This is a genomic window from Arenimonas composti TR7-09 = DSM 18010, assembly GCF_000426365.1.
Lineage (GTDB): Bacteria > Pseudomonadota > Gammaproteobacteria > Xanthomonadales > Xanthomonadaceae > Arenimonas > Arenimonas composti.
In genome coordinates, this window is sequence record NZ_AUFF01000002.1 from 286208 (window position 1) to 304580 (window position 18373).

Here is an 18373-nt window from a genome sequence, read left to right on the forward strand (position 1 = left end):
ACAGGCTGTTCGTCGCCTTGTCAGCAGTCGTCGAGGGTGAACGCATCCCGCCACACATCGACCATCAGGCAGGCGCCGTCGTCCCAGACCGAGGCGACGTCGAAGCGGCAGGGCCATTGCGCCAGCCAGGGCCGGCGCGCCAGCCAGGCGCGGGCGGCGAGGGCGATGCGGCGGCGCTTGCGGCGGGTCACCGAGGTCGCGCCACAGCCGTAGCGGCCGATGCGCCGGTAGCGGACTTCGCAGAACACGATCGTGCCCTGGTCGAGCAGCACGAGGTCGAGCTCGCCGACGCGGAAGTTCGGATTGCGGTCGAGCACCGCGCAGCCCTGCGCCTCGAGCATTTCGGCGGCGACGCTCTCGGCGTGGAAGCCGAGCGGGCGACGATTGCGGTGGTCGCGGCGGCGGATGTCCATGGCGGCAGCGTCGCGCAGAAGGAGCGCGGCGGCTGTCGGAGAACCGCGCGTCCGTGCGTGCGAAAGCCAGAAACGAGTAACGAGCCGTAGGAGCGGCTTCAGCCGCGATCACTCTCACTCGCGTAAAGCGCGCCCGCGCCAAGGCGCGGCCTCCCACTCGTTCCTCGTTCCTCGCTTCTCGCTCCTGTTCCCCGTTCCCGCGTCAGTCGCTCGCTTCCACGGGCGCCGGCAACAGGGCCCCATCCAGCGCCGGGCGGGCGCGGCCACCGCTGAACACGGCCCAGGCCGGCACGCGCTGGACGACGCCGAGCGGGTCGAGCTGCAGTTCGCCGGTCGCACCCTGGACGCTGGCGCCGGGCTGCGCGAGCAGGTGGTCGAGCCAGGCCGCCAGGCGCCAGGCGTCGGCACCGAAGGCGAACAGGCGGGCGCCGCCGCCGCGGGCGCTCGGCAGGGTGTTGCCGATCGTGTCGGCGTCGGGCAGGCCGATCGCGCTGCGGCCGATCAGCCAGGGCAGTTCGGGGAACTCGATGCCGTCGAGTTCGGTGTCCAGGCGCAGGTTGCCCCCGGCCTGGATCAGCGAGGTCGCGACCTTCGGCACGCCGCTGAGGCCGGCGGTTTCCATCTGGCTGGCGAGCAGCCGTGCCGGCGCCGCGCGCAGCGCCAGGAACAGCGCGTCGGGGCGGTTCGCCCCCATCGCCGCCTGCAGGGTCGGGATGAAGTCCGGCTCGGTTTCGGCGACCACAGCCTCGCCGACGATCTCGCCACCGCGCTCGCGCAGGCGCTCGCGGAATGCGCCGAGGGCGCGGCGGGCGTTGTCGTCGGCCTGCGTCACGACCAGCACGCGGCGCAGGCCGCGGTCGAGCAGGCGCTCGGCGGCGGCGGCGCCTTCCTCTTCCGGGGTCAGCGCGAAGGTCGCGCTACCGGGCGGCGGCGGCAGCTGGCCGCGGTTGAGCGCCAGCACCGGCAGGTCGAGGTCGGCCATGCCGAACAGCGCGTCGACCTCGTCGCGGGTCAGCGGACCGACGAGCAGCTGGGCGCCTTCCTCGCGGGCGCGGATCAGCGCGCCCTGCAGGCCGGCGACATTGCCGCCGGTGTCGTGGAAACGAATCTCCGGGCGCCGGCGGTTCTCGCCGTAATAGGCGGCGAGGATGCCGTCGCGGACACTGCTGCCGGCCGCCGCCAGCGGCCCGGACAGTGGCAGCAGCACGGCGATGCGCAGCGGCGGCCGGTAGCCGTCGGCGGCCGCCGGCGGCACCGCGTCGTCGAGCGCCAGGCCGGTACCGCGCTCGAGCGGCCGCGGCAGCGGCAGGCCGCGGCGCTGCAGCTGGCGGGCGGCCTGCGGGTACAGCGGGTGGCCGGCCGGCAGCGCGGCGGCGCCGGCGGCGAGGGCGTCGTCGTTCAGGCCGGCGAGCAGGCGGTCGATGCGGCGCAGCAGTTCGCCGCGCTGGCTGCGCTCGGCGCCGTCGGCGAGCACCGCCAGGTCGGCGGCGGCGTCGAACGGGCGACCGGCGCGTTCGGCGATGTCCGCGCGCAGGCCCAGCCAGCGGACGCGCAGGTTCGCCGGCACTTCGGCGCCCGGACGCGAGAGCAGGCCCAGCGCCCGGGCGTCATCGCCGTCGGCGCTGAGGAAGGCCGCTTCGAGGAAGGCGTGCAGGGCGAGGTCGCCGGCGTCGAGGCGGCGGCGGCTGGTCTCGGCCCAGGCGGCGCGGGCGGCGCCGGTTTCGCCGGCCAGCCAGTACTGCTCGGCGGCGCGCAGCCAGGCATGGTCGCGGGCGGCGCCGCGGGCGGCGAGGGCGGTTTCGCTCCAGGCGCGCGCGGCCTGCGCATGGTCGCCGGCGGCAGCGTACTTGCGTGCGGCATCGGGCTCGACGACGACCGGCGCGCGCTGCACGGAAACACTGGCGCAGCCGGCCAGGGCCAGGACGAGCAGCAACGGGGCGAAACGCGACATGGGCAGGGTCCGAGGTGCGGGCGGGTAGGATGATACCCGCGACGGAATGGACGGCGGATCATGGTGACGACGGCGGGAACCCTCTACGTGGTGGCGACGCCGATCGGCAATCTCGCCGACATCAGCGCGCGTGCGCGCGAGGTGCTGGCCGGGGTCGACGCGATCTGCGCCGAGGACACCCGCCACACGCGCCAGCTGCTGCAGGCGCTCGGCATCGACCGACCGCTGGTCGCCCTGCACGAGCACAACGAGGACGCCGCCGCGGCGAAGCTGGTCGAGCGCCTGCGCGCCGGCGAGCGGCTGGCGCTGGTGTCGGACGCCGGCACGCCGCTGGTCAGCGATCCCGGCTACCGCTTCGTGCGCGCGGCCCGCGCTGCCGGGATGAAGGTGTCGCCGCTGCCGGGCGCCTGCGCGGCGATCGCCGCGCTGTCGGTGGCCGGGCTGCCGTCCGACCGCTTCTGCTTCGAGGGCTTCCTGCCGGCGAAGGCGGCGGCCCGGCGCGAGCGCCTCGCCGCGCTGGTCGGCGAGCCGCGCACGCTGGTTTTCTACGAGAGCGCGCACCGGATCGGGGAGGCGCTGGCCGATCTGATCGCGGTCTTCGGCGGCGAACGCGAGGCGGTGCTGGCGCGCGAGCTGACCAAGCTCTTCGAGACCGTGCTCGGCGACAGCCTGGCCGAGCTCGCCGCGCGCGTCGCCGCCGACCCCGACCAGCGTCGCGGCGAATTCGTGCTGGTCGTGCGCGGCAATCACGACGACGCCGACGCCAGGCTGCGCGAAGGCCGCCGCCTGTACACGAAGCTCTGCGAGCACCTGAAACCCTCGGTCGCCGCGAAACTGGCGGCGGAGCTGAGCGGGGCGCCGCGCAAGGCGCTCTACGGCGGCGACCCGGACCCTTAAGGACCGCGTTTGTAGGAGCGGCTTCAGCCGCGATGCTTCCCGCTTTCGCGCGCAGCGCGAAAAGCATCGCGGCTGAAGCCGCTCCTACAGGCATCGCGGCTGAAGCCGCTCCTACAGGGGCGGGCGTGCGAGAATGGCCGCGGCGGAGCCGGCCAGACAGTCGCGTCGCAGCAATGCGCCGAGGAAAGTCCGGGCTCCATAGAGCAGGGTGCCAGGTAACGCCTGGGCGGCGTGAGCCGACGGAAAGTGCAACAGAAAACAAACCGCCGAACGGCCCGCAAGGGTGCGTGGTAAGGGCGAAACGGTGGGGTAAGAGCCCACCGCCCGAGGGGACAACGCCTCGGGGCACGGCAAACCCCACCCGGAGCAAGTCCAAATAGGGGTGCGATGGCATGGCTCGTGCCGCACCCGGGTTGGACGCTCGAGGCCTGCGGTGACGCAGGTCCCAGAGGAATGACTGTCCACGACAGAACCCGGCTTATCGGCCGGCTCCGCCACTTCCTTTTTCGACCCACTGAGCCCGGCGGCGGGGGAGTGGGTAGTTCGTATGAGGTAGTTCGTTGTCGTCATGGCCGTGGGTTCACCGGCAACCCCACTTCTCCCCACCGCCGCCGGCCGGCCGCGCAGCGGCGTGCTCGAGGCGTGAAAAAACTTCCCCCCGAAGACCCGCCGCCGCGGCCACCCGCCCCGCCATCCCCTGCCAACTACATCCAACCAACTACGAACTAGTTGTTAGTAAACAACGGTTACGCGGGACATCTTGAACCAGTCTCTCAAGAGTCGCGCAAGGCGTTGATCCGCCAAGTGAAATTCCTGGATTTCCCTGTTGACTTGCTGTCCACCTGAGGACTAACGTGGGCAACCGAGGGAAATCGGGGTTTTCTGTGGTTTTTGGTGGACGAGGGGTAGCGCTCAGGTGATGTTCCAGGGCGAAACGGCGATCACGATCGACGACAAGGGCCGGATGGCGGTGCCGACCGCCTACCGGGATGTCGTCGCGCGTGAGTGCGGCAACCGCCTCGTCTTCACCTACAACCCCTACGACGCCGGCGGCGTGTGGCTGTTCCCGCACGCGGTCTGGGAGCGGGTGCGCGACAAGGTGCTCAAGCTCAGCAGCGTCCACGACTCCAACCGCCGCGCGCAGCGCCTGCTGGTCGGCGCCGCCGCGGTCGTGGAGCCCGACGCGCACGGCCGCGTGCTGGTGCCGGCGAGCATGCGCACCGCCTGCAACCTCGAAAAGAAGGCGGTGCTGCTGGGGATGGGCGAGAAGTTCGAACTCTGGAGCGAGCAGGCCCACCTGGCGCAGATCCGCCGGACGATCGCGCCGGACGAGCTGAGCCCGGAAATGCTCGAGCTCGACCTGTGACGGACCTGGCCGGGATGCGGCAGGACGCGCAGCCCAGCCACCTCCCGGTGATGTGGGCGCAGGCGCTGGACGCCCTGCGGGTGGCCACGGATGGCACGTATCTCGATGGCACCTTCGGGCGCGGCGGACACGCGCGCGGGGTGCTGGACCGGCTGGGGCCGGACGGAAGGCTGCTGGTGATGGACAAGGACCCCGAAGCGATCGCCGAAGCCCGCGCGCTGGCCGCCGCGGATGCGCGCGTCGCCGTCCGCCACGCCTCGTTCGCCACGCTCGCCGACTGGGACGCCACCGCCGGCGGTCTCGACGGCGTGCTGCTCGACCTCGGGGTGTCGTCGCCGCAGCTCGACGTCGCCGAGCGCGGCTTCAGCTTCGGCAAGGACGGCCCGCTCGACATGCGCATGGACCCGACGTCCGGCGAATCCGCGGCCGACTGGCTGGCGCGCGCCGACGAGCGCGAGATCGCCGACGTGCTCTGGCACTACGGCGAGGAGAAGCTGTCGCGCAAGATCGCCCGCACCCTCGTCGCCCGTCGTGGCGAGGCGCCGCTGCGCCGTACCGGCGAACTGGCCGAGCTGATCGCCTCGGTGGTCGGCCGCGGTGACCAGCGCATCCATCCGGCGACCCGCAGCTTCCAGGCCATCCGCATCTTCGTGAACCGCGAGCTCGAGGACCTCGAGGCGGGGCTCGCCGCGGCGCATGCGCGCCTGAAGCCCGGCGGCCGGCTGGTGGTGATCAGCTTCCACTCGCTCGAGGACCGTATCGTCAAGCGCTTCATCGCCGCCCGCGCGAAGGCGCCGGCCGGTAACCGCCGCATGCCGGTCGCGGTCGCCTTCAGCCCGAGCCTGCGCGACCTCGCCGGCGCGGTGCGCGCCGACGCCGCCGAGACCGCCACCAATCCGCGCGCCCGCAGCGCCGTACTGCGGATCGCCGAAAAGCTCGCGGAGGCTGCATGAGCCTGCGCGCGCTGCTGACCCTGCTGCTGTCCGTCGCCGTGCTCGCCGGCGCCATCGGCGTCGTCTGGGCGCGGCACCTGCACCGCCAGGCCTATATCGAACTGAGCCAGCTCGAGCACGCCCGCGACGAGCTGAACATCGAATTCGGCCGGCTGCAGCTCGAACAGGCGACCTGGTCCGAGGCCAACCGCGTCGAGCAGGTCGCCGCCGCGCGCCTCGGCATGAAGTTCCCGGAAACCGCCGACATCGTGGTGCTGCAGCCATGAAGCTGCGCGCCCGCCAGTTCAACCTGCGGCAGCGGCTCGGCGTCCTCGGCGCCGTGCTCGGTGTCTGCGCCGCGGTGCTGGTCGGCCGCGCCGCGCAGCTGCAGCTGGTGGCGCCGGAGTTCCTGCAGCGGCAGGGCGATGCGCGTTTCCTGCGCGACGTGCCGATCCCGACCTCGCGCGGGATGATCACCGACCGCAACGGCGAGCCGCTGGCGATCTCGTCGCCGGTGGAGTCGATCTGGGCCAATCCGCAGGAACTGCTGCTGCATCCGGAACGCCTGAGCGAACTCGCCGCCGGCCTGCAGATCCCGGTCGCCACCCTCGAGCAGCGCCTGCGCGACCGCGCCGACAAGGAATTCGTCTACCTGCGCCGGCACCTGAACCCGGACGTCGCCGAGGCGGTGATGGCGCTCGACATCCCGGGTGTCTTCAGCCAGCGCGAGTTCCGCCGCTTCTATCCGGACGGCGAGGTGATGGCGCACGTGCTGGGCTTCACCAACATCGACGACGCCGGCCAGGAAGGCCTGGAGCTGGCCTTCGAGGACTGGCTGCGCGGCACCGCCGGCGTGCAGCGGGTGATCCGCGACCGCCGCGGCCGCGTGGTCGAGAACGTCGACCTGGTGCGGCCGGCGCAGCCCGGCAACGACCTGGTGCTGTCGATCGACCGCCGCATCCAGTACCTGGCCTATCGCGAACTGAAGGCGGCGCTGGTCGAGCACGGCGCCAGCAGCGGCTCGATCGTCGTGCTGGACGTCGCCACCGGCGAGATCCTGGCGATGGTCAACCAGCCCTCGTACAACCCGAACGCGCGCGGCGCCGCCACCCCCGGCACGACCCGCAACCGCGCCGTCACCGACCTGGTCGAGCCGGGTTCGGTGATGAAGACGCTGACGCTGGCGGCGGCGCTCGAGAGCGGCCGCTTCCGCCCGGACACGCCGATCGACGTGTCGCCGGGCTACATGGGGCTGCCCGGCGGTTACACGATCCGCGACTTCCGCAACTACGGCACCCTGACCCTGACCGGCGTGCTGACGAAGAGCTCGAACATCGGCGCCGCCCGCATCGCCGCCCAGCTCGACAACTCGCACCAGTACGACATGTACCGGCGCTTCGGCCTCGGCCAGCTGACCGGCAGCGGCTTCATCGGCGAGTCGGCCGGCCTGCTGCGCGGCCCGAACGAGTGGGGCCCGACCGAGAAGGCGACGATCAGCTACGGCTACGGCCTGTCGGTGACGCCGCTGCAGCTCGCGCGCGCCTACGCCGCGATCGGCAACCGCGGCCGCCTGCACGAGGCCACCTTCGTCAAGGGCCGCGACGACGAGGGCGTGCAGATCATCGACCCGGTGATCGCCGACCAGCTGATGGCGATGATGGAAACCGTCACCGGCAGCGACGGTACCGCCCGCCGCGCCGCGATCCTCGGCTACCGCGTCGCCGGCAAGACCGGCACCTCGCGCATCGCCGCCGCCGGTGGCTACGCGCAGCGGCGCTACGCCTCGGTCTTCGTCGGCCTGGTGCCGGCGAGCCGGCCGCGCTTCGCGACCGCGGTGGTGATCCAGGAACCGCAGGGCGCCGAATACGGCGGTGGTGCGGTGTCGGCGCCGGTATTCCAGCGCGTCATGGACGGCACCCTGCGGCTGATGGACGTGACGCCGGACAACATCGAGCAGTACCTCGCGGCGCAGGCCGCGGCGCGGCCGGCGCGTCCCGTCCCCCTGCGCCCGGCCGCCGCGCCGGCGCCGCCGGCCGCCACGAACGCACCGGCCGGAGGCCGGCGATGAGCCGCGCGCTGCCGCTGTCGCTGCTGCTGGCCGGCGATCCGCCGCTGCCGCCGGGTTTCGACCCGCGGGTGCAGGGCCTCGTCGGCGACAGCCGCGCGCTGCGCCCGGGCGACGCCTTCGTCGCGCTCGCCGGCGCCAGCACGCATGCGCTGAAGCACCTCGACCCGGCGCTGGCGCCGCAGCTGGCGGCCGTGCTGTTCGAACCGCCGGCGCCGGCCGATGTCGCGCTGCCGGCGAATGCGGTCGCGGTGCCGCGCCTGCGCGCCCGCCAGGGCGAACTCGCCGACCGCTTCCACGGCGCGCCGTCGCAGGCGATGGCGGTGGTCGGCGTGACCGGCACCAACGGCAAGACCTCGACCGTGCAGCTGCTCGCGCAGGCGCTGACGCTCGACGGCGCGGTGGCCGGCAGCATCGGCACCCTCGGCGCCGGCCTGCACGGCGCGCTGCGCGCCGGCGAACGCACCACCCCCGACGTGCTCAGCGTGCACCGCGAACTCGCGGCGATGCGCGCGCAGGGCGCGACCCACGTGGCGATGGAAGTCAGCTCGCACGCGCTGGCGCAGGGCCGCGTCGACGGTGTCGCCTTCCGCATCGCCGCGTTCACCAACCTCACCCGCGACCACCTCGACTTCCACGGCACGATGCAGGCCTACGGCGCCGCGAAGGCGAAGCTGTTCGACTGGCCGACCCTGGCCGCCGTCGTGGTCAATCTCGACGATCCCGCCGGTCCCGCGATGCTCGCCGGCGCCCGCGCCGATGCGCAGCGCTGGGGCCTGAGCGCGCGCGGTGCCATCGGCGCCCGCCTGCGCGCCGAGGCCGTCGCGCTCGGCGGCGACGGCATCCGCTTCGAGCTGGTCGAGGAAGGCCGCGCGCTGCCGGTGGCATCTCCGCTGCTCGGCCGCTTCAACGTCGACAACCTGCTCGCGGTCGCCGGCTGCCTGCGCGCGCTCGGCTGGCCGCTGGAGCGGGTCGCGGCGATGCTGCCGCGCCTGCAGCCGGTGGACGGCCGCATGAGCCGGGTCGGCGGCAAGGCCGGCCGACCGCTGGTCGTCGTCGATTACGCGCATACGCCGGACGCGCTGCAGCAGGCGCTGGCCAGCCTGCGCGAACACACCCGCGGCCGCCTGTTCTGCGTGTTCGGCTGCGGCGGCGAACGCGATGCCGGCAAGCGGCCGCTGATGGCGGCGATCGCCCAGGCCGGCGCCGACCGCGTGATCGTCACCGACGACAACCCGCGCGGCGAGGACGGCGACCGCATCGTCGCCGACATCGTCGCCGGCTTCACCCACGCCGGCGCCGCCCAGGTCGAACGTGACCGTGCCGCCGCGATCGCGCTGGCGCTGCGCGAGGCCGGCGCCGGCGACGTCGTGCTGGTGGCCGGCAAGGGCCACGAGCCCTACCAGGAAGCCGCCGGCGTGAAGCAGCCGTTCGACGACCTGCAGGTCGCCGCGGCCCTGCTCGCCGGGGCGGCGGAGGTGGGGGCATGAGGCCGCTGCCGCTGTCGCAGGTCGCGCGCTGGGTCGAAGGCCGCCACGACGGCGCCGACGTGGCGGTCGATTCGGTGTCGATCGACTCGCGCACGCTGACGCCGGGCGCGCTGTTCGTCGCGCTGCGCGGCGACAACCACGACGGCCACGCACACGTCGCCCAGGCGGCCGAGCGCGGCGCCGCGGCGCTGCTGGTGCAGCGCGAAGTCGACAGCGACCTGCCGCAGGTGCGCTGCGCCGACACCCGCGACGCCCTCGGCGAACTCGCCGCCGGCGTGCAGCAGGGGCGGCCGGCGGTGGTCGTCGCGCTGACCGGCAGCAACGGCAAGACCTCGGTGAAGATGCTGGCGCTGTCGATCCTCGAGCGCGCCGGCCGCACCTACGGCAATCCCGGCAACCGCAACAACGAGATCGGCCTGCCGCTGGCGGTGCTCGACGCCCCCGAGGACGCGCAGTTCGCCGTCTACGAGATGGGCGCCGGCCAGCCCGGCGACATCGCCTACCTGGCCTCGATCGCGCCGCCGCAGGTGGCGCTGGTGAACAACGTGATGCCGGCGCACATGGAGCGCATGGGCAGCCTGCTCGGCATCGCCGAGACCAAGGGCGCGATCTACGAGGCCTTGCCCGACGACGGTATCGCGGTGGTCAACGCCGACGACGCCTTCGCGCCGTGGTTCCAGCAGCGCATCGGCCGCCGGCCGACGCTGCGCTTCGCACTCGAGAACGACGCCGAGATCCGCGCCACCGCGCTGCGCCTCGAGGACGGCCGGGCCTGCTTCCGTTTGCATACACCGGCCGGCAGCGACGACATCGCGCTGCCGCTGCCGGGCCGGCACAACGTGCTCAACGCGCTCGCGGCGACCGGCCTGGCGCTGGGCGCCGGCGCCGGCCTGGCCGACGTCGTCGCCGGCCTGCACGCGGCGCGGCCGGTGCCGGGTCGGCAGGTCGCGCACACGCTCGGCAACGGCGCGGTGCTGGTCGACGACAGCTACAACGCCAACCCCGGTTCGGTCGGCGCGGCGATCGCGGCGCTGGCCGCGGCCGGCGGCGAGGCCTGGCTGGTGCTCGGCGAGATGAAGGAACTGGGCGCCGACGAGGCCGCGCTGCACTACGGCGTCGGCGCGCAGGCGAAGGCCGCCGGGGTGCGCCGGCTGTGGACCACCGGCGACCTCGGCGCCGAGATCGCCCGCGGTTTCGGCGAGGGCGCGCGGCACTGCCGCGACCACGACGAACTGCTGGCGTCGCTGCTGCCGGCGCTGCAGGCCGCCGGCGCCGGCGTGCGCTGCCTGGTGAAGGGATCGCGCGCGAGCGCGATGGATCGGATCGTCGCGGCCGTGCTGGCCGGCGACCGGAAAGGGACTTCCGACGATGCTGCTTGAACTGGCCCGCTGGCTGTACGCGATGGGATGGATGCCGCCGCTGTTCGGCTACATCACCTTCCGCGGCATCCTCGGTGCGCTCACCGCCCTGCTGCTGTCGCTGTGGCTCGGCCCGTACGCGATCGCCCGCCTGAAGCGGCTCAAGGGCGGCCAGCCGATCCGCACCGACGGCCCGCAGTCGCATTTCTCCAAGGCCGGCACGCCGACGATGGGCGGCTCGCTGATCCTGGTGACGATCACGCTGTCGACCCTGCTGTGGGCCGACCTGCGCAACCGCTACGTCTGGGTGCTGCTGGCGGTGCTGGTCGCCTTCGGCCTGATCGGCTGGCTCGACGACTGGATCAAGATCGTCCGCCGCGATCCGAACGGCCTGAAGTCCCGCTACAAGTACGCGCTGCAGTCGCTGTTCGGGCTCGCCGCGGCGGTGTTCCTGTTCATGAGCGCCGACACGCCGGCGGCGACCACGCTCTACCTGCCGCTGCTGAAGGACGTCGCCTGGCCGCTGGGCGCCGGCTTCATCGTCGTCGCGTACTTCTGGATCGTCGGCTTCTCGAACGCGGTGAACCTCACCGACGGCCTCGACGGCCTGGCGATCATGCCGACGGTGCTGGTGGCCTCGGCGCTCGGCGTGTTCGCCTATGCCTCGGGCAATGCGGTGTTCTCGGAATACCTGCAGATCCCGGCGGTGCCCGGTGCCGGCGAGATCACGATCTTCTGCGCGGCGATCGCCGGCGCCGGCCTCGGCTTCCTGTGGTTCAACACCTATCCGGCGATGGTGTTCATGGGCGACATCGGCGCGCTGGCGCTCGGCGCCGCGCTCGGCACGATCGCGGTGATCGTGCGCCAGGAAGCGATCCTGGTCGTGATGGGCGGCGTGTTCGTGATCGAGACGCTGTCGGTGATGATCCAGGTCGCCTCGTTCAAGCTCACCGGCCGGCGGGTATTCCGCATGGCCCCGATCCACCACCACTTCGAGCTCAAGGGCTGGCCGGAGCCGCGCGTGATCGTGCGCTTCTGGATCATCTCGGTGATGCTCGTGCTGGTGGGCCTGGCGACGTTGAAGGTGCGCTGATGGCCGGCCTCGACGACATCCCGATGCCCGCCGGCCAGGCCACCCGCCTCGACGCGATCCGCGGCCGCATCGACCCGTGGCTGCTCGGCCTGGCGCTGGTAATGGCCGGCTTCGGCCTGGTGATGGTCGCCTCCAGCTCGATCGCGATCGCCGAGGGCCTGAACGTCGGCCCGTTCCATTTCCTCGTGCGCCACGCGATCTTCCTCGCGCTCGGCGCGGCGCTGGCGCTGATGATGGTGCGCACCGAGCTCAAGACGCTCGAGAAGTACAGCCACCTGATGCTGCTGGCCTGCTTCGCGCTGCTGCTGGCGGTGTTCGTGCCGGGCATCGGCCACACGGTCAACGGTGCCCGCCGCTGGGTGAACCTTGGTGTCTCCAACTTCCAGGCGGTGGAGGCGGTCAAGCTGCTGCTGATCGTCTGGCTGGCGTCCTACCTCGTGCGCTACCGCGACGAGATCGGCAACAGCTGGGCGGCGCTGCTGAAGCCGCTGGGCGTGGCCGGGCTGCTGGTCGCCTTCCTGCTGCTGCAGCCGGACTTCGGTTCGGCGGCACTGATCATCGCGGTCACCGGCGGCATGGTCTGGCTGGGCGGCGCGCGCATCCGTCACCTGCTGGTGATGGCCGCGGTGGCGCTGCCGGCCCTGGTCGCGGTCGCGATCGCCGAGCCCTACCGCGTGCGCCGCCTGGTGTCCTTCCAGGATCCGTGGGCGGATCCGTTCAACGACGGCTTCCAGCTGACCCAGGCGCTGATCGCGATCGGCCGCGGCGAATGGTTCGGCGTCGGGCTCGGCGGCAGCGTGCAGAAGCTGTTCTACCTGCCGGAGGCGCATACCGACTTCATCTTCTCGGTGACCGCCGAGGAGCTGGGCTTCGTCGGCGCCGCCGGCCTGATCGCGCTGTTCGCGGCCTTCGCGGGACGCACGTTCTGGATCGGCCTGCGGGCGTTCGAGATGCGTCGCTGGTTCTCGGCCTACTGCGCCTTCGGTGTGGGTCTGTGGCTGGGCCTGCAGTCGTTCGTGTCGATCGGCGTCAACCTCGGCCTGCTGCCGACCAAGGGGCTGACCCTGCCGCTGATCTCTTCCGGCGGCTCGAGCGTGCTGATGACCTGCGCGGCGATCGGCGTGCTGCTGCGTGTGAGCTACGAGCTCGACCGTGCCGCGCGGCAGGTGGCGCGCGTGCGCGAAACCGCGCCTTCCGGTGGTCCGGTCGCGTCCGAACCGGTACTGCGTCCGGAGCCGGTCGCGGTGCCGGCGCCGCAGCCGCTGCGCGGCGGCCGCCGCATCGAGCCGAAGCTGGGGCTGGTGCAATGAGCGGCCCCGTGCTGATCCTCGCCGGCGGCACCGGCGGCCACATCTTTCCCGGCCTGGCCGTGGCGCAGGCGCTGCGCGAGCGCGCGGTGCCGGTGGTCTGGCTCGGCGCCGCGGGCGCGATGGAAACCCGGCTCGTGCCGGCGGCCGGCGTGCCGCTGGAGACCATCGCGATCGGTGGCCTGCGCGGCAAGGGCATCGCGACCCTGCTGTCGGCGCCGTTCACGCTGCTGCGCGCGCTGTGGCAGGCGCGGGCGGTGCTGCGCCGGCATCGGCCGCGGGCGGTGCTGAGCTTCGGCGGTTACGCCGCCGGCCCCGGCGGCCTGGTCGCGTGGTCGCTGCGCCGGCCGCTGCTGGTGCACGAACAGAACCGCGCGCCGGGTCTGACCAACCGCGTGCTGGCGAAGCTGGCCCGGCGGGTGCTGCAGGGCTTCCCGGGCAGCTTCCCGGAAGGCCGCGCGGAAACCGTCGGCAATCCGGTTCGCGCCGAGATCGCCGCGCTGCCGCCGCCGGCCGAACGCTTCGCCGGCCGCGCCGGGGCGCCGCGCCTGCTCGTGCTCGGCGGCAGCCAGGGTGCGCATGCGCTGAACGTGGTGCTGCCGCAGGTGCTCGCGCGACTGCCGGCCGACGCCCGGCCGCAGGTGCGCCACCAGTGCGGCGAACGGCATGCGGCGAAGTCGCGCGAGGTCTATGCCGACGCCGGTGTCGAGGCCTCGGTCGAACCCTTCATCGCCGACATGGCCGGCGCCTACGGCTGGGCCGACCTCGTGGTCTGCCGCGCCGGCGCGCTGACGATCGCCGAGCTGTCGGCGGCCGGCGTCGGTGCGCTGCTGGTGCCGTTCCCGGGGGCGGTCGACGACCACCAGACCCGCAACGGCGAATACCTCGCCGAACGCGGCGCCGCCCGCCTGGTACCGGAGGGCTCCGGTTTCCCGGAACGCCTGCTCGAGGCGCTGCAGCCGCTGCTCGCCGACGCCGGTGCGCGCCGGGCGATGGCGGAAGCGGCGCGTGCGGCGGCGCTGCCCGAGGCAGCGGCGAAGGTCGCGGACGCGGTGCTCGCGGAGGCCGGCGCATGATCCGGCGGCTCCAGCACAGCGGCGACCTCGCCCGCGCCTTCCCGCGCGTGCACTTCATCGGTATCGGCGGTGTCGGCATGAGCGGCATCGCCGAGGTGATGGTCACGCTCGGCTACCAGGTCTCCGGCTCCGACCAGAACGACAGCCGCGCCACCCGCCGCCTCGTCGACATGGGCGCGACGGTGTTCCGCGGCCACGCCGCGGCGCAGGTCGAGGGCGCCGACGTCGTGGTGATCTCGAGCGCGATCAAGGCCGACAACCCCGAACTCGCCGAGGCGCGTGCCCGCCGCATCCCGATCGTGCCGCGCGCGGAGATGCTCGCCGAGCTGATGCGCTTCAAGCGCGGCATCGCGATCGCCGGCACCCACGGCAAGACCACGACGACCTCGCTGGTCGCCAGCGTGCTCAGCGAAGGCGGGCTCGACCCGACCTTCGTGATCGGTGGCCAGCTGTTGTCGGCCGGCGCCAACGCCCGTCTCGGCGGCGGCCAGTGGCTGGTCGCGGAGGCCGACGAGAGCGACGGCAGCTTCCTGCGCCTGAACCCGCTGGTCGCGGTGGTCACCAACATCGACGCCGACCATCTCGAGAACTACGGCGGCGACTACGCGCGCATGCGCGCCGCGTTCGACGAGTTCCTGCACCGGCTGCCGTTCTACGGCCTGGCCGTGCTCTGCGTCGACGATCCGGAGACCGCGGCGCTGGCGGCCGGGGCGCCGCGCCACCTGATCCGCTACGGCATCGCCGCCGAGGAAGCCGACGTGCGTGCCAGCGACGTGCGCCAGGAAGGCCCGGCGATGCGTTTCACCCTGCACCTGCCGGACACCGCGCCGCAGGACGTGCTGCTGAACCTGCCGGGCCGGCACAACGTGCTCAACGCGCTGGCCGCCGCGGCGGTGGGTTGGGAGCTCGGCGTCACGCCGGAGGCGATCGTCGCCGCGCTGGCGAAGTTCCAGGGCATCGGCCGCCGCTTCAACCTGCTCGGCGAACTGCGCCTGGCCGGTGGCGGCAGCGCCCTGCTGGTCGACGACTACGGGCACCACCCGCGCGAGCTGGAAGCGGTGTTCGCGGCGGCGCGCGGCGGCTGGCCGGAGCGCCGGCTCGTCGTCGCGTTCCAGCCGCACCGCTACAGCCGCACGCGCGACCTGTTCGACGACTTCGCCGCGGTGCTGTCGAGCGCCGACGCCGTGGTGCTGGCCGACGTGTATCCGGCCGGCGAGGCGCCGGTCGCCGGTGCCGACGCGAAGTCGCTGGCGCGCGCGATCCGTGCCCGCGGCCGCGTCGATCCCGTGCTCGCGGGCCGCGCCCGCGACCTGCCGAACGTGCTCGCCGACATGCTCGCCGACGGCGACCTGCTGCTGGTCGTCGGCGCCGGCGACATCGGCCAGGTCGCCGCCGACCTCGGGACCCTCGCCATCAACGGAGCCGTGCTCGCATGACCGCCGTCGCGCCCCCGCGCCTTTCCGATCCGCGCGCCTTCGGCTGCGTCGCCGTGCTGCTCGGCGGCAGCAGCGCCGAGCGCGAGGTGTCGCTGGATTCCGGCCGCAACGTGCTCGAGGCGCTGCGCGCCCGCGGCATCGACGCACAGCCGGTCGACGGCATCCCGGCGCTGATCGAAGGATTGCGCGAGCGCCGCTTCGATCGCGTCTTCAACATCCTGCACGGCAACAAGGGCGGCGGCGAGGACGGCACCCTGCAGGGACTGCTCGAGGCGCTCGGCGTGCCCTATACCGGCTCGCGCGTGCTCGGCAGCGCGCTGGCGATGGACAAGATCCGCAGCAAGCAGGTGTGGCTGGCGCTCGGCCTGCCGACGCCGCGCTACGCCCGCCTCGCGAAGGGCGACGACGTGCAGGCGGCCGCGCATGCGCTGGGCCTGCCGGTGATCGTGAAGCCGGCCTGCGAGGGCTCGAGCGTCGGCGTTTCGCGGGTGTTCGACGACGCCGGTCTCGCCGGGGCGGTGGAACTGGCCTCGCGCTATCCCGGCGAGCTGCTGATGGAGCAGCTGGTGGTCGGCGGCGAATACACCGTCGGCATCCTCGGCGATCTCGCGCTGCCGACGATCCGCATCGTTCCGGCCGGCGAGTACTACGACTACCACGCCAAGTACCAGGCCGAGGACACGCAGTACCTGTGCCCGGGCCTGGACGACGCCGGCGCCGAGGTGGAGATGCGCGCGCTGGCGCTGGCGGCCTTCCGCGCGCTCGGCTGCAGCGGCTGGGGCCGCGTCGACGTGATGCGCGACCGCGACGGCAACAACCATCTGCTCGAGGTGAACACCGCCCCCGGCATGACCAGCCATTCGCTGGTGCCGAAGGCGGCGCGCGAGCTCGGCATCGGCTTCGAGGAGCTGTGCTGGCGCGTGCTCGAGACCAGCCTCGCCGACGGAGGCGCGGCATGAGCGCGCTGGTGCGGCTGCTCGCATGGACGCTGGCACTGGCCCTGGTCGCGGCGCCGGTCGTCGCCGTGTTCGAGGGCTGGATCGCCGGCGAGCGCTGGCCGATGCGGGTGCTGGCGGTGACCGGCGAGTTCCGCCAGGTCGACGAACAGTCCGTGCGCGAGGCGGTGCTGCCGCTGGTGCGCCGCGGCTTCTTCGCGGTCGACCTGGACGCGGTGCGCGACGCGGTCGCGGCGCTGCCGTGGGTCGAGCGGGTCGAAGTGCGCAAGCGCTGGCCGGACCGGCTCGAGATCGCCCTCAGCGAGCACACGCCGGTGGCGCGCTGGGGCGAGGACCGGATGTTGTCCGAGGACGGCCTGCTGTTCGCGGCCCCGCCCGGCGCCGGCGCCGAGCTGCCGCTGTTCATGGGGCCGGAATCGCGCGCATCGGAGCTGATGGCCTTCCACGCGATCGCGCGGCCGCTGTTCCTGCCGCTCGGCCTGCGCGTGCACACGGTCGAGCTGAGCGCCCGCGGCAGCTGGAGCCTGGTGCTGTCCGACGGCACCGTCGTCGAGGCCGGCCGCGGCGACCCGCGCGCCAGGCTCGCGCGCTTCGCGCGGATGCTGCCGCAGCTGCACGCCGATCCCACGCGCCGTATCGCGCGCGCCGACCTCCGTTACACCAACGGCTTCGCGATCGTCTGGGCGGACGTCGCGGCGCCGGCCACGCAAGAAGGAAACGCATGAACCGCAAGGGCGACAAGTCGCTGATCGTCGGCCTCGACATCGGCACCTCGAAGATCACCGCGCTCGTCGGCGAATACGCGCCGGGGCAGGAGATCGAGGTCATCGGCATCGGCAGCCACGAATCGCGCGGCATGAAGCGCGGCGTCGTCGTCGACATCGAGTCGACGGTGCAGTCGATCCAGCGCGCGATCGAGGAAGCCGAGCTGATGGCCGGCTGCGAGATCCGCAGCGTCTACGCCTCGATCACCGGCAGCCACACCCAGTGCCGCAATTCGCCGGGCATCGTCCCGGTCGCCGGTGGCGAGGTGACCTATGCCGACCTCGAGCGCGTGCTCGAGGCGGCGAAGGCGGTGGCGGTGCCGGCCGACCAGCGGATCCTGCACGCGATCCCGCAGGAGTACATCGTCGACAACTCGCAGGAAGGCATCCGCAATCCGGTCGGCATGAGCGGCGTGCGGCTCGAGGTGCGCGCGCACCTGGTCACCGGCGCGCAGTCGGCGGCGAGCAACGTCAGCAAGTGCGTGCAGCGCTGCGGCCTGCACGTCGACGACCTGGTGCTGAGCGCGCTGGCGTCGAGCGCGGCGGTGCTGACCAGCGACGAGAAGGAACTGGGCGTCGTGCTGGTCGACATCGGCGCCGGCACCACCGACATCGCGGTGTTCGTGCAGGGCGCGATCCGCCACAGCGCCTCGCTGCCGATCGCCGGCGACCAGGTCACCAACGACATCGCCCACCTGCTGCGCACGCCGACCCCGGAAGCCGAGCAGATCAAGGTCCGCTACGCCTGCGCGCTGGCGCAGCTGGCGACCGCCGAGGAATCCATCCAGGTGCCGAGCGTCGGCGACCGGCCGCCGCGGCGCCTGGCCCGGCAGGCGCTCGCAGAGGCGGTGCAGAACCGCTACGAGGAGATCTTCGAGATGGTGCAGGCGGAACTGCGCCGCTCCGGTTTCGAGGAGCTGGTGCGCGCCGGCCTGGTGCTGACCGGCGGCGCCTCGCGGATGGAGGGCGTGGTCGAGCTGGCGGAGGAAATGCTGCACATGCCGGTTCGCGTCGGCATTCCGCAGCACGTCGCCGGGCTCGGCGAGGTGGTCGGCAACCCGGTGCACGCCACCGGCGTCGGCCTGCTGCTCTGGGGCACCCAGCTGGAACACCCGCGCCGGCCGGCGCTGTCGGCCGGCAAGGCGGGAACGATCTGGACGAAGTTCAGGAACTGGTATCGCGGTGAGTTCTGAATCTTCGTCCGCGCGGCACGCGGTACGAGCAACGAATAACGACAAGAACTGAAAGAACACCCTGGATCGAATCACG

At 72.9% G+C, this 18373-nt stretch carries 16 protein-coding genes and 1 other RNA gene; 15 read left to right on the forward strand and 2 right to left on the reverse strand.

Features of this window, described 5'->3' with window-relative positions:
- Positions 1-20: 20 nt before the first annotated feature.
- Positions 21-413 carry a YraN family protein gene (locus tag K311_RS0105640; RefSeq protein ID WP_043796983.1) on the reverse strand — a complete coding sequence of 131 codons (393 nt, stop codon included), beginning with the start codon at positions 411-413 and terminating at the stop codon, positions 21-23.
- Positions 414-615: 202 nt separating this feature from the next.
- Positions 616-2364 (reverse strand): penicillin-binding protein activator, encoded by a 1749-nt coding sequence (locus tag K311_RS15550; RefSeq protein ID WP_051239565.1) that lies wholly within the window; start codon positions 2362-2364, stop codon positions 616-618.
- A 63-nt stretch (positions 2365-2427) separates the two neighbouring features.
- On the opposite strand from K311_RS15550, the gene rsmI reads away from it, so the two are divergent.
- The 15 genes from rsmI to ftsA all read left to right on the forward strand — a co-directional run bounded on the left by rsmI (position 2428) and on the right by ftsA (position 18297).
- On the forward strand, positions 2428-3261 hold the full coding sequence (gene rsmI, locus K311_RS0105650; RefSeq protein ID WP_026816510.1) for a 16S rRNA (cytidine(1402)-2'-O)-methyltransferase: 834 nt from the start codon (positions 2428-2430) through the stop codon (positions 3259-3261).
- 144 nt (positions 3262-3405) lie between these two features.
- Positions 3406-3758, forward strand: an RNA gene (gene rnpB / locus K311_RS17590) — RNase P RNA component class A.
- Positions 3759-4180: 422 nt separating this feature from the next.
- On the forward strand, positions 4181-4627 hold the full coding sequence (mraZ, locus tag K311_RS0105655; RefSeq protein WP_026816511.1) for a division/cell wall cluster transcriptional repressor MraZ: 447 nt from the start codon (positions 4181-4183) through the stop codon (positions 4625-4627).
- Between the two features lie 14 nt (positions 4628-4641).
- On the forward strand, positions 4642-5580 hold the full coding sequence (gene rsmH / locus K311_RS0105660) for a 16S rRNA (cytosine(1402)-N(4))-methyltransferase RsmH (protein ID WP_026816512.1): 939 nt from the start codon (positions 4642-4644) through the stop codon (positions 5578-5580).
- Between the two features lie 2 nt (positions 5581-5582).
- Positions 5583-5846 carry a cell division protein FtsL gene (ftsL, locus tag K311_RS0105665; RefSeq protein WP_425476570.1) on the forward strand — a complete coding sequence of 88 codons (264 nt, stop codon included), beginning with the start codon at positions 5583-5585 and terminating at the stop codon, positions 5844-5846.
- Positions 5843-7627, forward strand: coding sequence for a peptidoglycan D,D-transpeptidase FtsI family protein (locus K311_RS15555; protein WP_081683294.1), 1785 nt, complete (start codon positions 5843-5845; stop codon positions 7625-7627). The genes ftsL and K311_RS15555 overlap by 4 nt, the downstream gene beginning before the upstream one ends.
- Complete coding sequence (locus K311_RS0105675) at positions 7624-9114, forward strand: UDP-N-acetylmuramoyl-L-alanyl-D-glutamate--2,6-diaminopimelate ligase (RefSeq protein ID WP_026816514.1); 1491 nt, start codon at positions 7624-7626, stop codon at positions 9112-9114. Before K311_RS15555 ends, K311_RS0105675 begins: the two co-directional genes overlap by 4 nt.
- Entirely contained in the window at positions 9111-10493 is a 1383-nt protein-coding gene (locus K311_RS0105680; protein WP_026816515.1) for a UDP-N-acetylmuramoyl-tripeptide--D-alanyl-D-alanine ligase, read from the forward strand. The genes K311_RS0105675 and K311_RS0105680 overlap by 4 nt, the downstream gene beginning before the upstream one ends.
- On the forward strand, positions 10483-11565 hold the full coding sequence (gene mraY, locus K311_RS0105685; protein WP_026816516.1) for a phospho-N-acetylmuramoyl-pentapeptide-transferase: 1083 nt from the start codon (positions 10483-10485) through the stop codon (positions 11563-11565). The genes K311_RS0105680 and mraY overlap by 11 nt, the downstream gene beginning before the upstream one ends.
- Complete coding sequence (gene ftsW, locus K311_RS15560; protein ID WP_051239567.1) at positions 11565-12875, forward strand: putative lipid II flippase FtsW; 1311 nt, start codon at positions 11565-11567, stop codon at positions 12873-12875. The genes mraY and ftsW overlap by 1 nt, the downstream gene beginning before the upstream one ends.
- On the forward strand, positions 12872-13948 hold the full coding sequence (gene murG / locus K311_RS0105695) for an undecaprenyldiphospho-muramoylpentapeptide beta-N-acetylglucosaminyltransferase (protein ID WP_026816517.1): 1077 nt from the start codon (positions 12872-12874) through the stop codon (positions 13946-13948). The genes ftsW and murG overlap by 4 nt, the downstream gene beginning before the upstream one ends.
- Complete coding sequence (gene murC / locus K311_RS0105700; protein WP_026816518.1) at positions 13945-15384, forward strand: UDP-N-acetylmuramate--L-alanine ligase; 1440 nt, start codon at positions 13945-13947, stop codon at positions 15382-15384. Before murG ends, murC begins: the two co-directional genes overlap by 4 nt.
- Complete coding sequence (locus K311_RS0105705; protein ID WP_026816519.1) at positions 15381-16343, forward strand: D-alanine--D-alanine ligase; 963 nt, start codon at positions 15381-15383, stop codon at positions 16341-16343. The genes murC and K311_RS0105705 overlap by 4 nt, the downstream gene beginning before the upstream one ends.
- Positions 16340-17065 carry a cell division protein FtsQ/DivIB gene (locus K311_RS15565; RefSeq protein ID WP_051239569.1) on the forward strand — a complete coding sequence of 242 codons (726 nt, stop codon included), beginning with the start codon at positions 16340-16342 and terminating at the stop codon, positions 17063-17065. The genes K311_RS0105705 and K311_RS15565 overlap by 4 nt, the downstream gene beginning before the upstream one ends.
- Positions 17062-18297 (forward strand): cell division protein FtsA, encoded by a 1236-nt coding sequence (ftsA, locus tag K311_RS0105715; protein WP_026816520.1) that lies wholly within the window; start codon positions 17062-17064, stop codon positions 18295-18297. Before K311_RS15565 ends, ftsA begins: the two co-directional genes overlap by 4 nt.
- Positions 18298-18373 lie beyond the last annotated feature (76 nt).